We start from the raw sequence: 19,237 nt of genomic DNA, 5'->3' as shown, positions 1-19,237 counted from the left end.
GTATGGATCAACAGGCTAGGCGCTGATCACTTCGTCGTTTCATCGATACCCCGGGTCAGCGCCGGGCATGCCTCGCCGATCTCCTTTGCATACTCGGCAGGGTTGCTGGTTTTCAGCGCCGCGAAGCGATCGACTGTTGATTGCGCTTCCTTGTAGCCGAGATTCCACTCGCCGTCGAAGTCGGGCGCAGCGGGAAAACTCTTGCGTGCCATTGTCTTGAACCGTTCGACTTTCGTGCGGTCGATGTGGCAGATATCGAGGGCGCCGCGTGCAATGTTCGCGCTCGTGCGCACGCCCTCAGCCGCGAGACTTTGTGGCGATGGCGGTGGCACTGCGGGATGGCCCGGCGGCAGCGCTTGAGCGGGAAATGGCTGCTGGGCAGGCGCGCTTTGTGCAACGGCGTTCAATGGCACGGTGCACGCGAGAACGCACGTGATGAGGGCCAACGCAAAATGCGGCATGGCTTGCTTGAGAGTCATTCGATTCCTTGTGAGGGCGTGCAGCCAGGGTCTGCAAAATTCTGCGGAAGTATAGCGAAACCCCGGCGAAACCCCTTGAAACAAGGGTTTTCGTGGAGAATTTCCACGCGATCAGAGCCCAAATGCTCATGCTAAAATCTTTTCCACTTTGAGGCGCTCTGCACAATAAATGATGAAAAAGGCAAGCAAAGTCGCAGCGCCAGTTGGTTCGGTCAAGGCACCGGACACCAAACGAAAGTACGATCCGGAACAAACGAAACGAAACATTATCGATATCGCCACACAGGAGTTCGCGGCGATGGGTTTGACCGGTGCACGGGTCGACGCTATCGCGGAGCGCACCAATACGACTAAGCGGATGCTGTATTACTACTTCGGCAGCAAGGAAGGTTTGTACGAGGCAGTGATCGAGGAGGCGTACGCCAACATCCGCGCGCTTGAACAGTCGTTGCATCTCGATACGATGGACCCGCGTGAAGGCCTGCGCGAACTCGTCGAATTCACGTTCGACTTCCACGACAAACACCACGATTTCGTCCGGCTCGTGACCATCGAAAACATTCACGGCGCCAAGTACGTGAGTCACTTGAAGACGTTCAGGGGACGTAACGCAAGCGCCGTGAAAACTATCGAGGACCTGATTGTCCGCGGTGTTGCGACGCGGCAATTTCGTGGCGACGTCGATCCCGTCGACCTGCATTTGCTGATCAGTTCGCTATGTTTTCATCGTGTTGCGAACCGGCATACCTTCACCGTGGCTTTCGGGCGCGATCCGTCGGGGGTGAGATCGCGGGCGCGGCATCGGACGATGATCGTCGACACTGTGCTGCGTTTCATGCAGCGCTGAATTCAGCGCACGCGATCCATGGAACTACTAGCGTTTTAAACCCGCTGTCCATGTCCCGATCCCGCGCGATTGACCTATGCTTGATCATGGAAGTCGATCGATAGGGAGGGCGCCATGGACGGTTTCGCGCATATCCTCGTTGGCATCGCGGCGCTTGCCGCGCTGGCGATCGCCGTGCTTGCGCACGACTGGCGCGACGAGTTTCGCGACCGCATGCTGGGCCGCAGCAGTCACGGCACATTCCACGACTGGTGGATGCGGCACCGGCACTGAGCGCCGGCGCGACTCGCTTACGAGTGGTGTTTCCCGGAGGCTTCGGCCGGATCCAGTTGCGGGACTGCGCGCGGTATCCGTGGCATCGGATCGGGCGTGAGTTCCGGTGCGGTGTCGAGCGCCCGGTTGCTCGCTTCGTAGGCGTCGATCTGCAAATACAGCCGATGAACCGTCTGGATCTGCGTATGCGAAAGATGCGAGTTCCGTGCGACCAGCGCCAGCCGGTCCCGCCAGTAAGTGGGCGGCATGATGGGGCACAGCGCATCGTCGATGAGAGTACGCCGCAGCACCAGTTCAAGGTGCGTCAGCTCCTGGTCCGCCAACAGCGCGGAGAACGCGCCTTGCGGTTTCATATCGATGAGTGAGTCCATCAGTGCCTAACGGCAACGTCAGGCAAAGCTTTAGCCGATTTTCGGTCGGTATAAACCCTTAATAAGAGTGGGCGGCTCACTGAATGGGTCTGGCCATTGCGCGGTTCAGATCCGCGCGTGCCCGGTTCACCTTGCGCTCCCAGGCCGCAATGTTGAGCTGATCCGTGCCTTTTTTCTTCGCCCTCGCCAGCTCGGCTTCCCAGTCACGCAGACGGTTTCTGGCTTCGGCGACAGCACTCTCGTGGCGTTTCAACGCGTTTGCGTGTCTCTGCGCAATCGCGTCGGGCGTGCATTCGGTATTGGTCTTGTCGAGTTCGGCTTGCAGCGTGCTGAGTTGCGCCGAGTTGTCCTGGGTCAGCGCGGTGGCCATCTGCCTTTCGAGGGCTTGTCGATGGGCATCGCAGGCGTCGGTTTCCTGCGAGGCGTGAGCGGCCGACACACACAGGCTTAAGGTGACGGCGGCAAGCAATTTCATGGCGGAATCCGTGGCTGACGAGATTGGGCTGAGGGTCAAACGATGTCTAACCCACACGAGATGTCCTCTCGTTTGGTCGGGACGGGCGGGCGTGTCGACAATTGCACGTCCGTTCGTCCCGGCAGGGTCGGCGTATTTTAACGAGTTTGTGGGGACCGATGGGGTCGATGCGACCCGCCGACGACGCCTGTCGCGCGAGTACGTGGAACGGGTTTTGCGCGCGGCCCAGCGATGTTCACATTTATGCGAGGAATCCGCCGATGCGTTTCGATTACAAGGGCTTTCACATCGACTGCCGCTCACGACACGACCAGGACGGCTTGTATTACGCGCAGGCTCGCATCATTCGCATACCGACGACGGCCCATACGCACCCGGAGAAGCATGAGTCGGGCGACATCGATGCGTTCGATAACGACGGCGATGCGATTGCGTGCGCGCGGGCATGGGCGCTCGACTGGTGTCATGAGCATGAAGCCTGATGGAAAGCCTGGGAATGACACCATGCTAGGATCGCGTCCTGTCAACGGGAGAAGCCATGCGTTATATGCACAATGAACATGTCATCGATGTGTTCGTCGAACAACGCGGCACCCGCTGGGACTGGTCCGTGAAGGCGGGCACATTGCCGCTCAAGACGAATACGGGCGAGATGGCGCCGACCAGCAACGTTGCAGAAAACGAAGCGCTGCATTGGGCGAAGCGTGAGCTGAACCGGCGCTTTCCGGTGGAACCGGAGTGAGAGCGGTGGTTTGAGGCTGCTCTCGGACGTTCCTTACCGCGGGAAGATGCGGACTTCAAGTTCGTCGCGGCCACGCCGTTAGTGCTGGCATGAACACACAAAACCCCTCTCCTGAAGCGTCCCGCGACATCGTTCGAGCCGCGGGGGAAACGCTGGAATTGATCTGCCGCCTGCGTGGCGTGGCTATCGAACACCTCTCCGATGACGAGCTCGGTGAGTTCTTTTCGAACGCACTCAGCGATGATATGTGCGGGTCCTGGTGATTTGAACCGGGACGTGCTGTGTTGTGTTGCTGTGTCGTGCTCTGCTCTGCGACATGGCGAAGCGCTGGCTGGCAGATTTGCCTTTGGACGATGCCGCGCGGCGTAAGGATCTTTTGACCTTCAGCGGGACACTAAAGTCCGCTAAACGTTTGCCGTTATTTCGGCCATGGACCTCAGCAAACTCCCTTACACCGATACCCGCAGCGCATTAAACGCCGCCGATGAAGCGTTGGAATTGCTTTGCCGTCTGCGAGGGGTTTCCGTCGATAGCCTTTCCGATGCCGCGTTGGGCGAGTACTTTTTCAACGCGCTCGAAGACGAATTGGGTGGGGCTGCGTATTTGAACGGGCGCATGTAAGGATCGTTTTCATGGCGATGCGACTGGTGTTTCGCAGCGCGTGCGAAGAGCGGTTTAAGCTTGCGCCGAGGCCTAAGCTGCTTACGGAAAATTACCTGAACATGCGATTTTCGGGTCGAGCGCAGTTGGTTAAAAATATCGCGCATTTCGTCTAAAGTTTGCCGCGTGCTGGCCGTTAGCCCATGCATGAACACGACCAATCCCTCCGCCGCCGCCTTTCGGAATCTCGTCATTGCTGCCGACGAGACGCTGCATGTGCTTTGCCGCCTGCGCGGTATCACGCTCGACGATTTGTCCGAGGAAGAGCTGGAAGCGTTTTTCTTCCAGGCACTCGATGACGAATTCTGGATCGGCGCCCGGTAAGTGAGAGGGGCGGGGCGGTTTGCATTGAACGCCCGGTCGTCCCTCATCTATGCCAGCAGGTCCGGCCTTGCCGTGAACCGCGGATCGGCGAGCCACGCAACAAACTCGTCGTGCCACTGCTCGAAAGCGTTCTCGTCCATATCGAATACTTCGTCGACATGGCCAGCGTCGCGAAGGTAGGCGCCCACCACCTGTCGTCCATCCCAATACGCCACTGCAAAATCGGTTAGGTCCGCGGTCACGCCGCGCGGCTGGTCGCGAAGCAGCATGTTGAGCTGAGCCTTGAAACTGGTAAAGGTCGTGGCCATGGTGGTGTCCCGGAGATGACTGCAAGCGGAAACAGGGCTCGCTAAGGGTAGCGCTTTCCAGGGGCCTCGTGCATTAGGTAACCCGTATGTCATGCGCGCGATTGTTTTCGTTCTGCGTCACGCGCGACTTTTCCTGAGCCGTTAGCCGGCTACAAAAAAACGTCTGTTCTGCAATGCGGGGCCGCGCCGATGCGATTTGGTCGCGTCATCGTCGTCGAGACGAGTCTATAACGAGCATGGTCTGGAAGGATGCCGTAGATGTGACGAGACGATCACAGCAGAGAAAAAGCCCCACAGCGCAAGGCTTACGGGGCTTTTAGAGATTCGGTGACGCGGTGCGGAACACATCGAAGGTCCCAACAGGAACAATCCATCCCCATCCCAGAGCTTGCGGGGCTTCTCCGTGGGCTTGGCATTGCGCACTGCGGGGCGGTGAGTAGAGGCATGGTGGGGTATCTCCGAGGAGAGGTATGGCTTGTACCCCGATACTGTACCCCACATGTACCCCGGATTCAGGGGAATGCTCTTGGATGGTATGGAACAAGAAAAACCCCGCAGAGCCTTACGCCGTGCGGGGTTTATGGATATTCTGGGATGTTAGTAGATGTGCTACTGGTCCCCCCGGCAGGAATCGAACCTGCATCTAGCGCTTAGGAGGCACTTGTTCTATCCATTGAACTACGGGGAGATGGATATTTTCAATGAGTAGAATGAAGCCCTATAGATAAAGGCTTCTGTCTTACCCAGTATGCGTTTTCGGCTGATTCGCTTCTTCCTAAATGAAGCGCCGTGACGCACTGTGATCCCTAATTTCTCAACCTCTCTGCTGCACTTTTGCTACAAGACAGCCTTTTGGGCGACTTATGGCAATTTGTAGTACTGCCAGATCGCGTGGTCCTGCAGCACAACGGCTTCGGGGCAAATCAATCTTACCCGTGAGCGAGCGCTGGCGAGCACCGATCCGGCGCAGCGGGCAGAGTATATCAAAGACGTTTAAAACGAAAGGTGCGGCTCTGGCGTGGGCACGCGAGCACGAGAGCGCAATCGATAAGGGCCGTAATGCCGTCGATGCGCAAACAGTCACGATTGGCACTGGTCATGATGGATGTCGATTGCTTCAAGCAATACAACGACATCTACGGACATGCAGCCGGCGATGAGTGTCTGCGCACGATCAGCCGTCTCATCGGGGATCTGACAGCCCGACGTCCGGGGGACCTCGCCGCCCGGTATGGTGGAGAGGAAATTACGGTGCTTCTGCCGAATACCGATGTAGCTCATGCCGTAGCGATCGCAGACAATATCCGCAGCGCTATTCGCGCTCTGGAAATTGAACATTCGGGCAGCCCCGCTGGCTTCATCACGATAAGCGCGGGTGTTGATGCGCGGGTCCCGAGTCGAGGCACGAGCGATCCTGCCGAGCTCATACTGGCTGCCGACAAGGCGTTGTATGAGGCGAAGAACAAGGGCCGCAATCGAGTACTAGCCTCCAAGGGTAAGCTTTCGTCTCCGACTGCAACTTGATATCGATATTGCGTCGGCCGCGGCTATGCCGCGCACGCCTGCGAGATGGGCTTCGACCCGGACCGAGAGCGGCCCTTCGCCGGGTCTGACAAAGTGACATGCCAGGCTATGTCGAGCGTGGCGCGAGGTTGGTGGTCAAAAACGCGATGACCCGTTGGAGCGCAACACGAGTGGGGTTGGCCGGATCGCCATCCGCCAGATCGTACTCGGAGGTCAGAATGGCATGGGGATACGGCCCTGGACCGGGGTTCTTGTACTCGTACACGGTGGCGTTGCTGCCGAAGGCTTGCGCGATGCGCTCCACGCGCGCATGGGTGCTGCGACGATCGTTTAGGAATCTCTCTACGAGGATTGGCACGTGGTCGCGCGCGCAACGTTCGGTCGCCTCTCGCAGTTCCTCGTCGGAGATATTCATCTCGCGCATCCAGTCACCTTCCCCGCGGCCCGTTTGAACGTAGCGCAGGGAGATGGGAATAGCCGGCTGCGATATGACGCCGGCGCGCACGCCCGGCTCGATCACCATCGGGATGACGAAGGCACCGGTCAGGCACATTCCGATCACTCCGATTCTCGTTCCCGGCGGCTCTTCGCTCAGCGAGTTCGCAAGAGCGCGCAACCAGTCGCAGATTGGCGCAGAGCGATTGGCTCTGAGATAGCCGAACTCTTTGCTGATGCATAGCCGGGCATAGTTGAGCGTTGGGTCCTCCCACATTAACGGCCCGAACAGATGCGGCGCGTAGACCCGAAAGCCTGCGTTGACAAGCCGATCGGCGAACCCGACGAGAGGCTCCGCAAAGCCGGGCAGTTCGTGCATGACGATCACGGGCGGCCCCGAACCCTTGATGAACACGGCGTGCTCGTAGCGTCCATCGCTGAACGTGAAGCAGTCGAATCCTCGCTGCTGCATGGTCATGTCCGCGTACTTCGCAACTTCCAAAGCAGCTTCACCTTCCGCCGCACCGGTCGTGAGCAGCGTAGTCCCGGCAGCGAGTCTCAAAAAATTTCGTCGATTTTGGCATCGCATTGTCGTCTCCCGGCACGGCTGCACTGAATCGTTACCCGTTCAAAGCGAAAACTGTCAAATCATCTTTCTCGCCGGGAAAATCGGCCGTGTTAGTGCGCTCGGCCACATAATTTGTCGATATGTCCAGATACGCCTTGAGATATCAATTTGGTTATCTAACCTTTTGTCAATGACGTGAGACGTGCAAGCCTCCGGGTTGGCCGACTTATATCGAATCGGTCCGTGCGAACCATGGACGAAAAGACTCCGCGTCGACGAGAGCCATACGCAACAATTCAACGAGTTTCCCACCGAGCGCCTGTTGCGTTACGTACGCTTTTTTGTGGAAGCCGCAATGCGTATGCCGAGCGCACAAAACGCGCCTCGGAATCACCTCGGATCCATGAAAAGAGTCAGGCGCATCAAGCGAACGAGGGTGACGGGGCGTATCAGGCTGATCGGACTCAACGCGTAAAACAGTAGATGATTTTGCGATCCCGACACTGGCGTCCATTTAAACGATTCGCGCCGACGCCGAAAAATCGGGCATAGAAAAGATCGATTTGAACGGTAAAGCATTTGAATATCCACGAGTCAGCCTGCACCTCGAACGAACGGTCTTCCATCTACGGATACCTGAACATGTCCAGAACCAATAGCGCGGCCGCGATCGTCCTGTTGTCGGCTCTGTTGCTTTCCGCCTGCACGGACATTCCCCCCTATCGAACCCAGCTACTCGAGGCCAGTGCTGTGGACTGTCCCACGGCCAAGCTCGCTAGGCGTGAAAAATGCGGGCATGTGACGCCGGAGATCGTGAAAGGCTCCGACGCCTACGAGATGCATGTGGTGGAGTTCGACGATCAAGGATGGCTCTACCCCGACAGGCCGGCTTCCGCGACGCAGCCCGCGGAGACTCCTTCCGGCCAGATCGAACACGTGATGAAACGCCTCCGCCAATTGCTCGATGATGGCGATGACCTCAGCATCATCGTGTTTGTGCATGGCTGGAAACACGACGCCGATGTCGACGACAGCAACGTTGATATTTTCCGCCATCTGCTGCAGACATTCGCTGGCGACGAACTCTACCAGGCCTCGCACGGCGGTAAGCGGCGCAAGGTAGTGGGCATCTATGTTGCTTGGCGAGGTGCAAGCTGGCCCGGCAAAGATTCCGGGCCGGTGATGGACCTGTCGTTCTGGGGCCGCAAGGAGGCGGCACGCCGGGTATCAGTAGGTTCCGCTCGAGAGCTCTTCGCGCGGATGCGCGCCATGCAGCGCTACTACAACGCGACACCCGCAGGTGAAAATAAGGCCCTCGGCCCGCAGAACGAGCAGTCGGTCAATCGGCCGCGTATCCGCACGCTGATGATCGGACACAGTTTCGGCGCGCTGATTCTCTTTGCGGCGACCTCGGGTCCGCTTACCGAGGTCCTGTCGGCGCAAGATGACCTGCCGGGCACCGATGGGGGATACGACCCGGCGGAAAGGATCGCTGACATGATTGTCCTGGTCAATCCGGCATTCGAGGCAGTGCGATATGAGCCTCTGTTCGCTGTCGCGGATCGGTATAAACCGCGTACTTATCAGCCGCCGCTGCTCGTATCGATCACGTCCACAGCCGATTGGGCGACCGGAATGGCTTTTCCTGCGGGGCGTGCCGTATATACAGTGTTTGAGCGCCCAGCTTCCTCCGACGCACAGAGCGTCGCAATGAACCATACCCCCGGGCATATCGACCATTACCTGACTCACCGCCTGCATGGGCCACGCTCAGCGGCGGATGGTGCCTCGAGCATCGAAACCCCGGCCAGCACCGACGACGCTACGTGTCATGGTTGGAAGTCCACGCTACGGGCGGCCGAGCAAACTGGCGCGAGCGACAGCCAGAACATCGCATCGATCACGGTGCGAAACAAATCCCTTGAAGTCGTACAATCCGAGAAATTCCTAACGGAGTGGCGGAAGCCCTCCGGTTTACTTGCTTCCGGCTGGACCCGCAACTTTTGCGGCGGCGATCATCTCGAGGTGGTGAACCATCCAGAAATGCCGGGCACGGACAACTCGAATGCGCTGGTCTGGAATATCGAAACAGATGGCGAAGTCATGAAGGACCACGACGACATCATGAATCCAAACTTTATCGACTTCTTGCGGCAACTGTACGGCGATGTCGCGTTGCCGCAAGTGGGTCGTTAAGTTGCGGCGGCGTCGCACGATGCCGTGTCGCGAGCGCAAGCTCGGGATGCTGTACTGAAGATAGGAGATGGCCCCCCGAAGCCAGCTCGGGAGTGCCTGGTCACGGCCAATCTACATCGCGGACCGCTCACCACACACGCTAGTCACGCCCATATGATCGGTCGCGCCCGCCATACCCTTGACCAAGGTCAACGCTGCTCGCAATACATCGTCCGACAGCGCGCTGTCCTTCGGCCGTGCGAACGGTTTGATTGAACGGTCCGTGCACTCGTTACCGATAAAGCGATCATTCGGGGGCACTGCGCTCCGCTGGACGTTATCGGCGGCGACGCTTGCGAACGCGCAACTGCTGGCGGCCAATCCAAATCCAAACGCAGCCACCCAGTGTTTCGTCTTTCCCATGGTCTCTCTCTCTCAGCGATAGATTGGCAAGCTCAACTGCTAATTATGGTTCTCACTTCACAACAGGGTCAACTTAATCACCCTCAACCCCACCCCAAACCCCGCACCAGCAACTCACCCATCTGGAATAACCCACCACTTCCTCCCATAATGCACACATCCCCAGCTGCCCACCATGACCGAACTCGAAACTGCTGCCGTCGTGTTCCTGTGCCTACTTGCTGCCACGGCGCTTGGCGTTGTCGTGCGTCCATTACTGCCCGAGGAACACAAAGCGCGCGAAACCGTACAACTGCTGGAGCTAGTGGTCGGCATGCTCGTCACCTTCGCCGCACTCGTGCTGGGTTTGCTCACTGCATCGGCGAAAACATTATTCGATACCACCAACACCGACATCCGCACCTACGCCACCGCGCTGATCCAGCTCGACAACAGCCTGCGCCAGTACGGCGCGGACGCCGACGCCTCACGCCAGATCCTACGCGCCTACACTGCTGCGGCGATCGCTTCCACCTGGGCGCAGGAGCCTCCGCCCGCTGGCGATTATTATCAGAAAACGCTCCCACCGGACCGCAGCGCGAATCATCTCGACAGCCGCGTGCTCGGCGCCTTGCTCGAACGGGCGCAGCGATACACTCGCGAGTTGCAGCCGCGCGATCCGTTCCATCAAAAGGTCCTGGAAGAAGCGCTTGGCCGGTTCGACCGGCTCATCCAGCAACGCTGGAAAATCGTCGAGGAAGCGCGTGGTTCGATTTCATCGCCGTTCGACCGGATTCTGGTCTTCTGGCTGCTCGTCATCTTCCTTTGCTTCGGCCTGATTACGCCGCGCAACGCGCTGGCGCTAGTGACGATCATGCTCGGGGGATTATCGATAGCGTCCGCGGTGTTCGTGATCCTCGATCTCGACACACCGTTCACCGGTTCCATCATCGTGCCGAGCGAGCCCATGCGCGACGCGCTCGCTTACCTCAACCGCTGAAACGCTTAGCCGCATAAGCAAAATTATCCAGCCATCGATCCAATGTCATCTACGCTCTACACTGACCCACGCCTCGTCGCGCTGTACGACACGCTGAACCCCATCGCCGCCGACACAGCTTTCTACCTGACGCTGGCCGAAGGCAAAAATCACATAATCGATCTCGGTTGCGGAACAGGCTTGCTTGCGTGTGAACTGGCGGCGCGGGGGCATCGTGTCGTTGCTATCGATCCCGCGCCCGAGATGTTGCACGTAGCGCGACATCGGCGGGAAGGCGAGCACGTTCAGTGGATAGAAGGCGATGCCCGCGCGCTCGCCGTGCTGCCACCCGCCGATCTGCTATTGATGACGGGCCACGTAGCGCAAGTTTTCCTCGACGACACCACGTTCCTCGACACGCTCAAAGCTGCCCGCTACGCGCTGCGCAACGGCGGCGAACTGGCGTTCGAGAGCCGTAATCCCGCCGCACGCGCGTGGGAATCGTGGACGCCTACGAAGTCGCGCAGACTAGTCGATGTGGATGGAATCGGTGAGGTGGAAGTGTGGCAAGACGATGCGAGCGGCAGCCCGGAATCGGGCATTCGCTTCAACACCTATTATCGATTCAAGGCGACAGACGAGACGCTGACGTCCGCAAGCGAACTCCGCTTTCGCACTCTGGACGGACTCGCCGCGCTACTCGAATCAGCGGGGTTCAGCCACCTCTCGTGGCAGGGCGACTGGAACGGCGCGCCAGTATCGGCATCGAGCCGTGAACTGATTGTGGTCGCGCGCTAAACGGGCGCAAAATCAGTCTGAAACGAACGATCCCGTCAGCGGAATCAGAACTCGACTGCCACGAAATCGTCTTTGCCGACGTCGCATAATGGACAACGCCACCCGTCCGGGATGTCGGCGAAACGGGTTCCGGCCGCAATGCCTTCTTCCGGCAAACCGTCCTCTTCGTTGTATATCCAACCACAAATCAGGCAAACCCAGCTTTTATATTCTAAAACTTCACTCACGACAGACTCTTTCATTTCGTTCGACAAAACACCGGTAAATATTCCACCGGGCGGCGTATTCGCTCGCGGAATCGCTTTCCGGGGCTGTGGTGTGCGCAGCCGCCGAAACTTCCGGCGACCCGCATAGTACCGGAATGTCGGAATCGGTTCATCGAAGTGAAACAGCCGCGCGGGATAGGGCAAAAAGCGGCAAAAGCACAGATCTGCGTGGTTTCACATGCTCGGTGTATCCTCTCCACGGCGGTTTTTGAGTACCTTGCGTGTCGTCCGGCCGGTGGTGCCGTGTCGATTCGCCGTGCGTCGCACGACCGTTTTGGCCTGTCGGGATCGTTCATCTGGCAGCCGCATTCTTCTGGGGGCAAAAAAATGATGTTCAAGAAACTGTTGTCGGGAGCGGTGTTGTCGAGCGTATTTCTCATGCCCATGTTGGCGCATGCGCAAGCCCGCGTGTTTTTCGTCGAGCCGAAAGACGGCGCGACCGTCACAAGTCCGGTGCATGTGGTGTTCGGTCTAGAAGGCATGGAGCTCGCGCCAGCCGGTGATCCGGATCCGCACAAGGGCCATCACCATCTCTTGATCGACGCAGGCCCGATGCAAAAGGGTCTCGTGATTCCGGCGAACGATAAATCGCTGCATTTCGGCAAGGCGCAGACGGAAGCGGACGTGAAACTGCCTCCCGGCGATCACACGCTGACCCTGCAATTCGGCGATGGCGCACACCAGTCGTTTGGACCGGAAATGAGCCAGACGATCAAGATCCACGTGAAATAACGGCGAGTTCGCAGAATCTTGCTGATCCTCGCGCGAATCTCAAAAAACGCGGCGCGGCCGCGTTTTTTTTGATCTTATCGGGCAATCTCGCCTTGTCCTGATGGCATAGGGCCCCAAGCGGCCTCGAAGCGCGCCGGTCAAGACCGGTACAATGGCCGCTTCCAGTATTTGCACTTTTCCGGCTGCCTCCCATGTCGCTTTATTCCATTTCGGACGCGCAACTCGCGTTCGGCCACGTTGCGTTGCTCGATCACGCTGACTTTTCACTCGAAGCAGGCGAACGCGTCGGTCTTATCGGCCGTAACGGCGCCGGCAAGTCGTCGCTGCTGAAGATCATTGCCGGGCTTGCCAAGCCGGACGACGGCCTCATCACGCGCCAGAACGAGCTCACCACGGTCTACGTACCGCAGGAACCCGAGTTCGACCTGGAGGCGTCGGTATTCGACGTCGTCGCGTCCGGCTTGTCGCACGAGCGGGAACTGCTCGGCGAATATGACGTCGTGGCGCACAAGCTCGCAGACGCGCCGTCAGAAGGCCCTGAGCACGACGCGCTGATGTCGCGCATGAACACGCTCCAGTCCTCGCTCGACTTGCACGATGCCTGGAGCTGGCAAACCCGCGTCGCGACCACGCTGCAGCAAATCGGCCTGGACGGTGACGTTCGTTCGGGCGCGTTGTCGGGCGGCATGAAAAAGCGCGTGGCGCTAGCCCGCGCGCTGGTCGTGCAGCCGGACGTGCTGCTGCTGGACGAACCCACCAACCACCTTGACTTCGAAGGCATCCGCTGGCTGGAAGAGCTGCTGGTCACGTTGCGCACGGGTTTGCTGTTCATCACCCATGACCGGGCGTTCCTCGACAAGGTCGCCACCCGCATCGTCGATCTGGATCGCGGGCGCTTGCTGTCGTATCCGGGTAATTACACCGCGTATCAGACACGCAAGGCGCAGCAGCTCGAAATCGAACAAGTCGAAGCGGCCAAGTTCGACAAGCTGCTGGCGCAGGAAGAAGTGTGGATCCGCAAGGGCGTGGAGGCGCGGCGTACGCGTAGCGTCGGGCGTATCGCACGGCTGGTCGAAATGCGCAACGAGCGCGCCGAACGGCGCAACGTGCAGGGCAATGTGAAGCTTGACGTCGGGCAGGGCGAGCGCTCGGGCAAGATCGTGTCGGAACTGACCGACGTGACAAAGCGGTACGGCGACAGAACCATCGTCGACAACTTCACGGCTACCGTCATGCGCGGCGACAAGTTCGGTTTCATCGGTGCGAACGGCGCGGGCAAGACCACGCTGCTCAAGATGATCCTGGGCGAGCTCGCGCCGGATGAAGGCACGGTGCGCACCGGCACGAACACGCAAGTGGCGTATTTCGACCAGATGCGCGCGCAACTCGATCTCGACAAAACCCTCGCCGACACCATCAGCCCAGGCAGCGAATGGGTCGAAGTGAACGGCGTGAAGAAACACGTGATGAGTTATCTCGGCGACTTCCTGTTCGCGCCGGAACGCGCCCGCTCACCGGTGCGCTCGCTGTCGGGCGGGGAACGCAACCGGCTGCTGCTCGCGCGTTTGTTCGCGCGGCCGGCAAATGTGCTGGTGCTGGACGAGCCAACTAACGACCTCGATATCCAGACCCTCGAGCTGCTTGAAGAACTGCTCACGGATTACGACGGTACCGTGCTGCTCGTGAGCCACGACCGCCAGTTCCTGGACAACGTGGTGACCTCGGTGTTTGCATCGGAAGGTGGCGGGAAGTGGCGCGAGTACGTGGGCGGATTCACCGACTGGCAGATCCAGAGCGAACGCTCGGAGAAAATCGCGCTCGAGGCCGCACGCGACACAGCCAAGCAGGCGAAGAAGGACGACGGCCCGAAAGACAGCGGCGCCGGCCGCAATTCGCAGCGTTCCAACAAGCTGCCGTACAAGGAAGTGCGCGAGCTGGAAGCGCTGCCCGCGCAGATCGCCGCGCTCGAAGCCGAGCAAAAATCGATTGCGGCGAAGCTTGAAGATGGTTCCGCGTTCGCGAAAGATCCGAAAGAAGGTACGCGTCTGAGTGAGCGGCACGCGGCTATCGACGAGGAGTTGCTGGTCGCGCTCGAACGCTGGGAAGAACTGGAAGCAAAGCGCAAGTGAGCCGGCTTTCGGGTCCGGCGTCTTCCTCATATCGAAAAATTTGTCGAAAACAGTAAAATACGTCGCGTTTTCGGGCGCACGGCCTCGAGGATCGCCACGGTTACACCGTAGTGAAACCTTGTAGTGAAACGCTGTAGTCAAGCAAGAGGCCGTCGCGTTTTCGAGTTATAACGCGCAATCCGGCGCGGTCGGCCGGGTTGGCCCGCTATGTTCACGCATTCGCCGGTTGTCCGGCCTGGCCGCTGCTGAATTCCGCTACCGAATTCACGCCGCGGCCGCCCGGAGTGCCGGACCCACGTCCAGACATGTCCACGAAAAAACCCAGCGCCGCCGACGGCGGCAAGAACAGCGGATACAGCGAAGCATCGATCAAGGTGCTGAAGGGTCTCGAGCCGGTCAAGCAACGGCCCGGCATGTACACCCGCACCGAAAATCCGCTGCACATCATTCAGGAAGTCATCGACAACGCCTCTGACGAGGCGCTCGGCGGCTACGGCAAGCAGATCACGGTCACGCTGCACGCCGACCATTCGGTGTCCGTCGAAGACGATGGGCGCGGCATTCCGTTCGGTCTGCATCCGGAAGAAGGCGTGCCGGTCGTCGAGATCGTGTTCACGCGCCTGCATGCAGGCGGCAAGTTCGACAAGGCCGCTGGCGGCGCGTACACGTTTTCGGGCGGTCTGCACGGCGTGGGCGTGTCGGTGACGAACGCGCTGTCCACGCAATTGGACGTGACCGTGTGGCGCGACGGCAAGGTCGCGGAACTCGGCTTTTCGAATGGCGATGTGGTGAAGCCGCTCGAAATGCGCCCGATGAACCGCGGTGAGAAAAAGTCCGGCACGCGGGTCACCGCCTGGGCCAATCCCAAATATTTCGATTCGCCGAATCTGCCGGTCGGTGAGTTGCAGCGGCTGTTGCGCTCGAAGGCGGTGTTGCTGCCGGGCGTGGAAGTCGTGCTCATCAACGAAAAAACCGGCGAGCGCCAAAGCTGGAAATACGAGGACGGGTTACGCGGCTATCTGCTGGAAGGAATGGGCGGCAGCGACCTGCTGATTCCGCTGTTCGAAGGCGAACGTTTTGCGGGCAACGCGAAGTCGAACGAGGAAACCTTCGCGGAAGGTGAAGGTGCGACGTGGGTCGTCGCGTGGAGTGAGGAAGGTCCGTTGCTGCGCGAATCGTACGTCAACCTGATCCCTACGCCCGCCGGCGGCACGCACGAATCCGGTTTGCGCGACGGCTTGTTCCAGGCGGTCAAGAGTTTCGTCGAATTGCACAACCTGCAGCCCAAGGGCGTGAAGCTGCTTGCGGAAGACGTGTTCGCGCGGGTGTCGTTCGTGTTGTCGGCGAAGGTGCTCGACCCGCAGTTTCAAGGGCAGATCAAAGAGCGCCTCAATAGCCGCGACGCGGTAAAACTCGTGTCGTCGTTCTCGCGGCCCGCGCTCGAACTGTGGCTGAACCAGCATGTCGAGTACGGCAAGAAACTCGCGGAACTCGTGATCCGCCAGGCTCAGGCGCGCACGCGCGCCGGGCAGAAGGTGGAGAAGCGCAAGAGCTCGGGCGTGGCAGTGCTGCCCGGCAAGCTGACCGATTGCGAATCGACGGATGTCTCGCGCAACGAACTCTTCCTCGTAGAGGGCGATTCGGCGGGCGGTTCGGCGAAGATGGGCCGCGACAAAGAATTCCAGGCCATTCTGCCGCTGCGCGGCAAGGTGCTGAACACGTGGGAAACAGAGCGCGACCGGCTGTTCGCGAACAATGAAGTGCACGACATCGCGGTGGCGATCGGCGTGGATCCGCACAGTCCGGACAGCCTTGACCACAAGGTCGATCTCTCGAATCTGCGTTACGGCAAGATCTGCATCCTGTCGGACGCGGACGTGGATGGCTCGCACATCCAGGTTCTGCTGCTCACGCTGTTCTTCAAGCATTTTCCGCAACTGATCGAGCAGGGCAATGTGTGCATCGCGCGGCCGCCGCTGTTTCGCGTCGATGCCCCGGCGCGCGGCAAGAAACCGGCGCAAAAGCTCTACGCACTTGATGAAGGTGAACTCGAGGCCATCCTCGACAAATTGAGGAAGGACGGCGTTCGCGAGACGCAATGGTCGATCAGCCGCTTCAAGGGCCTGGGAGAAATGAGCGCGGAGCAATTGTGGGACACCACGATGAACCCGGACACGCGCCGTTTGCTGCCGGTCCAGCTCGGCGATCTCGGTTTTGATGACACGGTCACGCGCATGACGATGCTGATGGGCAAGGGTGAGGCGGCGTCGCGGCGTAGCTGGCTCGAAGAGAAGGGCAACGAAGTCGAAGTCGACATTTGACGCCGCCGGAAACCCAAAGACGCCCCTGAACCTCGTCAACGCATAACACTGGAAATTCGATGGACGATCTCTTCGCGGACCAAGAAGCCGCGCCCGAAGGCGAAAAACTGACGCTTGGCGATTACGCCGAGCGCGCGTATCTCGACTATGCGGTGAGCGTGGTCAAAGGCCGGGCGCTGCCCGATGTTTCCGACGGCCAGAAGCCTGTGCAACGCCGCATCTTGTTCGCCATGAACGAGATGGGCCTCGCCAGCACCGCCAAGCCGGTGAAATCGGCGCGCGTGGTGGGCGACGTGCTGGGTAAATATCATCCGCATGGCGACCAGTCGGCCTACGACGCACTCGTGCGCCTCGCGCAGGCGTTTTCGATGCGTTATCCGCTGATCGACGGGCAGGGCAATTTCGGCTCGCGCGACGGCGACGGTGCGGCGGCCATGCGGTACACGGAAGCGCGCCTCACCCCGATCGCGAAATTGCTGCTCGATGAAATCGACATGGGTACCGTCGATTTCATGCCGAACTACGACGGCTCGTTTCAGGAGCCGAAGCTTTTACCCGCGCGCTTGCCGTTCTTGTTGCTGAACGGCGCATCGGGTATTGCGGTGGGGATGGCGACTGAAGTTCCTTCGCACAATCTGCGTGAAGTCGCAGCCGCAGCGGTCGCGATGATCCGCGATCCGAAGATCGATCACACCCGGCTTGCCGAGCTGATTCCAGGTCCGGATTTCCCCGGCGGCGGCCAGATCATTTCGAGTCAGGCCGAGATCGCCGCGGCTTATGAAACCGGACGCGGCAGCCTGAAGGTGCGGGCGCGCTGGAAGATCGAGGACATGGCGCGCGGCCAGTGGCAACTCGTCATCACGGAATTGCCGCCGAGCACGTCGGGCCAGAGGGTGCTCGAGGAAATCGAGGAACTGACGAATCCGAAGATCAAGCTCGGCAAGAAGGCGCTGAGCCCCGACCAGTTGCAGACGAAGCAGACGCTGCTGGCTCTGCTCGACACGGTTCGGGACGAATCGGGCAGGGACGCGCCGGTGCGGCTCGTATTCGAGCCGAAGTCGAGCCGTATCGACCAGACGGAGTTCGTGAATTCGCTGCTCGCGCATACGAGCCTGGAATCGAATACATCGATCAATCTCGTGATGATCGGTGCCGATGGCCGGCCGCGTCAGAAGGGTATTGGCGAGATCCTGCGCGAGTGGGTCGGCTTCCGCTTCACCACGGTCACGCGGCGCACGCAGCATCGGTTGGGGAAGGTGAACGACCGGATCCATATTCTCGAAGGGCGGATGATCGTCTTTCTGAATATCGATGAAGTGATCCGCGTCATTCGTGAAGCCGACGAGCCGAAGCAGGCGTTGATGGACAGGTTCAGTCTCAGCGAGCGTCAGGCCGACGACATCCTCGAAATCCGCTTGCGTCAACTGGCGCGGCTCGAGGCGATCAAGATCGAGCAGGAATTGAAGGAATTGCGCAGCGAGAAGGAAAAGCTTGAAGAGTTGCTCAATAGCGACGCCTCCATGAAGCGGCTGTTGATCAAGGAAATCGAAGCCGACGCCAAGCAGTATGGCGACGATCGCCGCACGCTGATCCAGCCGGAAAAGCGGGCGACGTTCGAGGCGCGGGTGGTCGACGAGCCGGTGACGGTGGTGGTATCGCAAAAGGGCTGGGTGCGGGCGTTGAAGGGTCATGGCCTGGATCCGGCAAGCTTCCAGTTCAAGGCCGGCGACGGCATCTACGCCGCGTTCCAGGCGCGCACGCCCGACATGCTGATTGCGTGGGGCAGCAACGGGCGCGTGTATTCCGTGCCCGTCGCGATCCTGCCGGGCGGACGCGGTGACGGCGTGCCGGTCACGTCGCTGATCGAGCTCGAGTCGGGGTCGCATTTGCTGCATTACTTTGCTGCTTCGGTGGAGCAGCCGTTGCTGCTGGCATCGAGTAACGGCTTTGGCTTCATGGCCAAGCTCGGTGACATGGTGAGCCGGGTGAAGGCGGGCAAGTCGTTCATGACCATCGACGAAGGCGCTATGCCGCTCACGCCCATGCCGGTATTGCCGGGCGCGACGAAGGTTGCTTGCCTGTCGAGCAACGGGCGCCTGCTGGCGTTCGATATCGACGAGATGAAGACCTTGTCGGGCGGTGGCCGTGGCGTCATCTTGATGGCGCTCGATCCGAAGGAGACGTTGCGGCAGGCGCTGGCTATCGATGCACGCGGTCTGGTGCTGATTGGCACAGGCCGGGGCGGCAAGGCGCGTGACGAGAAACTTGCGGGCGCGGCGCTGGAAGCGCACGTGGGCAAGCGGGCACGCAAGGGCCGTGCGCCGGACTCGACTATCAAGGTGACCGAATTGCGGCCGGTGTTCGAAGGCTGATCAAACGATGAGTGGTTGAGCGCCCCGGGTCCGCAACGTCGGTCCGGGGCGTTTCTT

Annotated in this window: 22 protein-coding genes, 1 tRNA gene and 1 pseudogene; 16 read left to right on the top strand and 8 right to left on the bottom strand. The window is 59.9% G+C overall.

Annotated elements, in window-relative coordinates:
- Positions 1-26: 26 nt before the first annotated feature.
- Positions 27-479, bottom strand: coding sequence for a hypothetical protein (locus M0D69_RS00830; protein WP_301780197.1), 453 nt, complete (start codon positions 477-479; stop codon positions 27-29).
- A 172-nt stretch (positions 480-651) separates the two neighbouring features.
- On the opposite strand from M0D69_RS00830, the gene M0D69_RS00825 reads away from it, so the two are divergent.
- A complete protein-coding gene (locus M0D69_RS00825) occupies positions 652-1,326 on the top strand; it encodes a TetR/AcrR family transcriptional regulator (RefSeq protein ID WP_301780346.1) in 675 nt (224 codons plus the stop codon).
- Positions 1,327-1,440: 114 nt separating this feature from the next.
- Positions 1,441-1,599 carry a hypothetical protein gene (locus M0D69_RS00820; protein ID WP_301780196.1) on the top strand — a complete coding sequence of 53 codons (159 nt, stop codon included), beginning with the start codon at positions 1,441-1,443 and terminating at the stop codon, positions 1,597-1,599.
- Positions 1,600-1,616: 17 nt separating this feature from the next.
- Here M0D69_RS00820 and M0D69_RS00815 read toward each other — a convergent pair whose 3' ends face one another.
- Both M0D69_RS00815 and M0D69_RS00810 read right to left on the bottom strand, forming a co-directional pair.
- Positions 1,617-1,970: a hypothetical protein gene (locus tag M0D69_RS00815; RefSeq protein WP_301780195.1), complete on the bottom strand. Its 354-nt coding sequence runs from the start codon at positions 1,968-1,970 to the stop codon at positions 1,617-1,619.
- 76 nt (positions 1,971-2,046) lie between these two features.
- Positions 2,047-2,445: a DUF1090 family protein gene (locus tag M0D69_RS00810; RefSeq protein ID WP_301780194.1), complete on the bottom strand. Its 399-nt coding sequence runs from the start codon at positions 2,443-2,445 to the stop codon at positions 2,047-2,049.
- A gap of 260 nt (positions 2,446-2,705) precedes the next feature.
- On the opposite strand from M0D69_RS00810, the gene M0D69_RS00805 reads away from it, so the two are divergent.
- From M0D69_RS00805 to M0D69_RS00785, 5 genes are all read left to right on the top strand, one after another.
- Positions 2,706-2,927, top strand: a complete 222-nt coding sequence (locus tag M0D69_RS00805) for a hypothetical protein (protein WP_301780193.1) — start codon at positions 2,706-2,708, stop codon at positions 2,925-2,927.
- A gap of 56 nt (positions 2,928-2,983) precedes the next feature.
- Positions 2,984-3,187: a hypothetical protein gene (locus M0D69_RS00800; RefSeq protein ID WP_301780192.1), complete on the top strand. Its 204-nt coding sequence runs from the start codon at positions 2,984-2,986 to the stop codon at positions 3,185-3,187.
- Positions 3,188-3,276: 89 nt separating this feature from the next.
- Positions 3,277-3,450, top strand: coding sequence for a hypothetical protein (locus M0D69_RS00795; protein ID WP_301780191.1), 174 nt, complete (start codon positions 3,277-3,279; stop codon positions 3,448-3,450).
- A 166-nt stretch (positions 3,451-3,616) separates the two neighbouring features.
- Positions 3,617-3,808, top strand: a complete 192-nt coding sequence (locus M0D69_RS00790) for a hypothetical protein (protein ID WP_301780190.1) — start codon at positions 3,617-3,619, stop codon at positions 3,806-3,808.
- A gap of 186 nt (positions 3,809-3,994) precedes the next feature.
- Positions 3,995-4,171, top strand: a complete 177-nt coding sequence (locus M0D69_RS00785; protein WP_301780189.1) for a hypothetical protein — start codon at positions 3,995-3,997, stop codon at positions 4,169-4,171.
- Positions 4,172-4,218: 47 nt separating this feature from the next.
- On the opposite strand, the gene M0D69_RS00780 is transcribed toward M0D69_RS00785, so the two are convergent.
- Together M0D69_RS00780 and M0D69_RS00775 are read right to left on the bottom strand one after the other, a co-directional pair.
- Positions 4,219-4,479: a hypothetical protein gene (locus M0D69_RS00780; protein ID WP_301780188.1), complete on the bottom strand. Its 261-nt coding sequence runs from the start codon at positions 4,477-4,479 to the stop codon at positions 4,219-4,221.
- A gap of 613 nt (positions 4,480-5,092) precedes the next feature.
- A tRNA-Arg gene (locus tag M0D69_RS00775) sits at positions 5,093-5,167 on the bottom strand.
- A gap of 410 nt (positions 5,168-5,577) precedes the next feature.
- Between M0D69_RS00775 and M0D69_RS00770 the strand changes: the two genes are divergently transcribed.
- Complete coding sequence (locus tag M0D69_RS00770; RefSeq protein WP_301780187.1) at positions 5,578-6,003, top strand: diguanylate cyclase; 426 nt, start codon at positions 5,578-5,580, stop codon at positions 6,001-6,003.
- A 6-nt stretch (positions 6,004-6,009) separates the two neighbouring features.
- Positions 6,010-6,081 (top strand): annotated as a pseudogene (locus M0D69_RS00765) (FAA hydrolase family protein); the annotation flags it as partial.
- Positions 6,082-6,109: 28 nt separating this feature from the next.
- On the opposite strand, the gene M0D69_RS00760 reads toward M0D69_RS00765, so the two are convergent.
- Positions 6,110-6,916 (bottom strand): dienelactone hydrolase family protein, encoded by an 807-nt coding sequence (locus M0D69_RS00760; RefSeq protein ID WP_301780186.1) that lies wholly within the window; start codon positions 6,914-6,916, stop codon positions 6,110-6,112.
- Positions 6,917-7,585: 669 nt separating this feature from the next.
- Between M0D69_RS00760 and M0D69_RS00755 the strand changes: the two genes are divergently transcribed.
- Positions 7,586-9,202, top strand: coding sequence for a hypothetical protein (locus M0D69_RS00755; RefSeq protein WP_301780185.1), 1,617 nt, complete (start codon positions 7,586-7,588; stop codon positions 9,200-9,202).
- Between the two features lie 111 nt (positions 9,203-9,313).
- On the opposite strand, the gene M0D69_RS00750 is transcribed toward M0D69_RS00755, so the two are convergent.
- The gene (locus M0D69_RS00750; protein WP_301780184.1) at positions 9,314-9,604 is read right to left on the bottom strand and encodes a hypothetical protein; all 291 of its coding nucleotides are present in this window, start codon (positions 9,602-9,604) and stop codon (positions 9,314-9,316) included.
- Between the two features lie 175 nt (positions 9,605-9,779).
- Between M0D69_RS00750 and M0D69_RS00745 the strand changes: the two genes are divergently transcribed.
- Both M0D69_RS00745 and M0D69_RS00740 read left to right on the top strand, forming a co-directional pair.
- On the top strand, positions 9,780-10,583 hold the full coding sequence (locus tag M0D69_RS00745; RefSeq protein WP_301780183.1) for a hypothetical protein: 804 nt from the start codon (positions 9,780-9,782) through the stop codon (positions 10,581-10,583).
- Between the two features lie 42 nt (positions 10,584-10,625).
- On the top strand, positions 10,626-11,360 hold the full coding sequence (locus tag M0D69_RS00740) for a bifunctional 2-polyprenyl-6-hydroxyphenol methylase/3-demethylubiquinol 3-O-methyltransferase UbiG (protein WP_301780182.1): 735 nt from the start codon (positions 10,626-10,628) through the stop codon (positions 11,358-11,360).
- 44 nt (positions 11,361-11,404) lie between these two features.
- On the opposite strand, the gene M0D69_RS00735 is transcribed toward M0D69_RS00740, so the two are convergent.
- On the bottom strand, positions 11,405-11,587 hold the full coding sequence (locus tag M0D69_RS00735; protein ID WP_122176332.1) for a rubredoxin: 183 nt from the start codon (positions 11,585-11,587) through the stop codon (positions 11,405-11,407).
- A gap of 366 nt (positions 11,588-11,953) precedes the next feature.
- Here M0D69_RS00735 and M0D69_RS00730 point away from each other — a divergent pair, with 366 nt between their 5' ends.
- From M0D69_RS00730 to parC, 4 genes are all read left to right on the top strand, one after another.
- Positions 11,954-12,358, top strand: a complete 405-nt coding sequence (locus M0D69_RS00730; RefSeq protein WP_301780181.1) for a DUF4399 domain-containing protein — start codon at positions 11,954-11,956, stop codon at positions 12,356-12,358.
- A 191-nt stretch (positions 12,359-12,549) separates the two neighbouring features.
- Positions 12,550-14,487: an ATP-binding cassette domain-containing protein gene (locus tag M0D69_RS00725; RefSeq protein WP_301780180.1), complete on the top strand. Its 1,938-nt coding sequence runs from the start codon at positions 12,550-12,552 to the stop codon at positions 14,485-14,487.
- 305 nt (positions 14,488-14,792) lie between these two features.
- The gene (locus tag M0D69_RS00720; RefSeq protein WP_301780179.1) at positions 14,793-16,808 is read left to right on the top strand and encodes a DNA topoisomerase IV subunit B; all 2,016 of its coding nucleotides are present in this window, start codon (positions 14,793-14,795) and stop codon (positions 16,806-16,808) included.
- Positions 16,809-16,867: 59 nt separating this feature from the next.
- Positions 16,868-19,180 (top strand): DNA topoisomerase IV subunit A, encoded by a 2,313-nt coding sequence (gene parC, locus M0D69_RS00715; RefSeq protein ID WP_301780178.1) that lies wholly within the window; start codon positions 16,868-16,870, stop codon positions 19,178-19,180.
- The last annotated feature ends 57 nt before the right edge of the window (positions 19,181-19,237 follow it).

Source organism: Caballeronia sp. SEWSISQ10-4 2 (assembly GCF_030464885.1).
GTDB lineage: Bacteria > Pseudomonadota > Gammaproteobacteria > Burkholderiales > Burkholderiaceae > Caballeronia.
The sequence above is the reverse complement of the archived record's forward strand: the minus strand, read 5'-3'. Positions and strand labels throughout refer to the sequence as shown.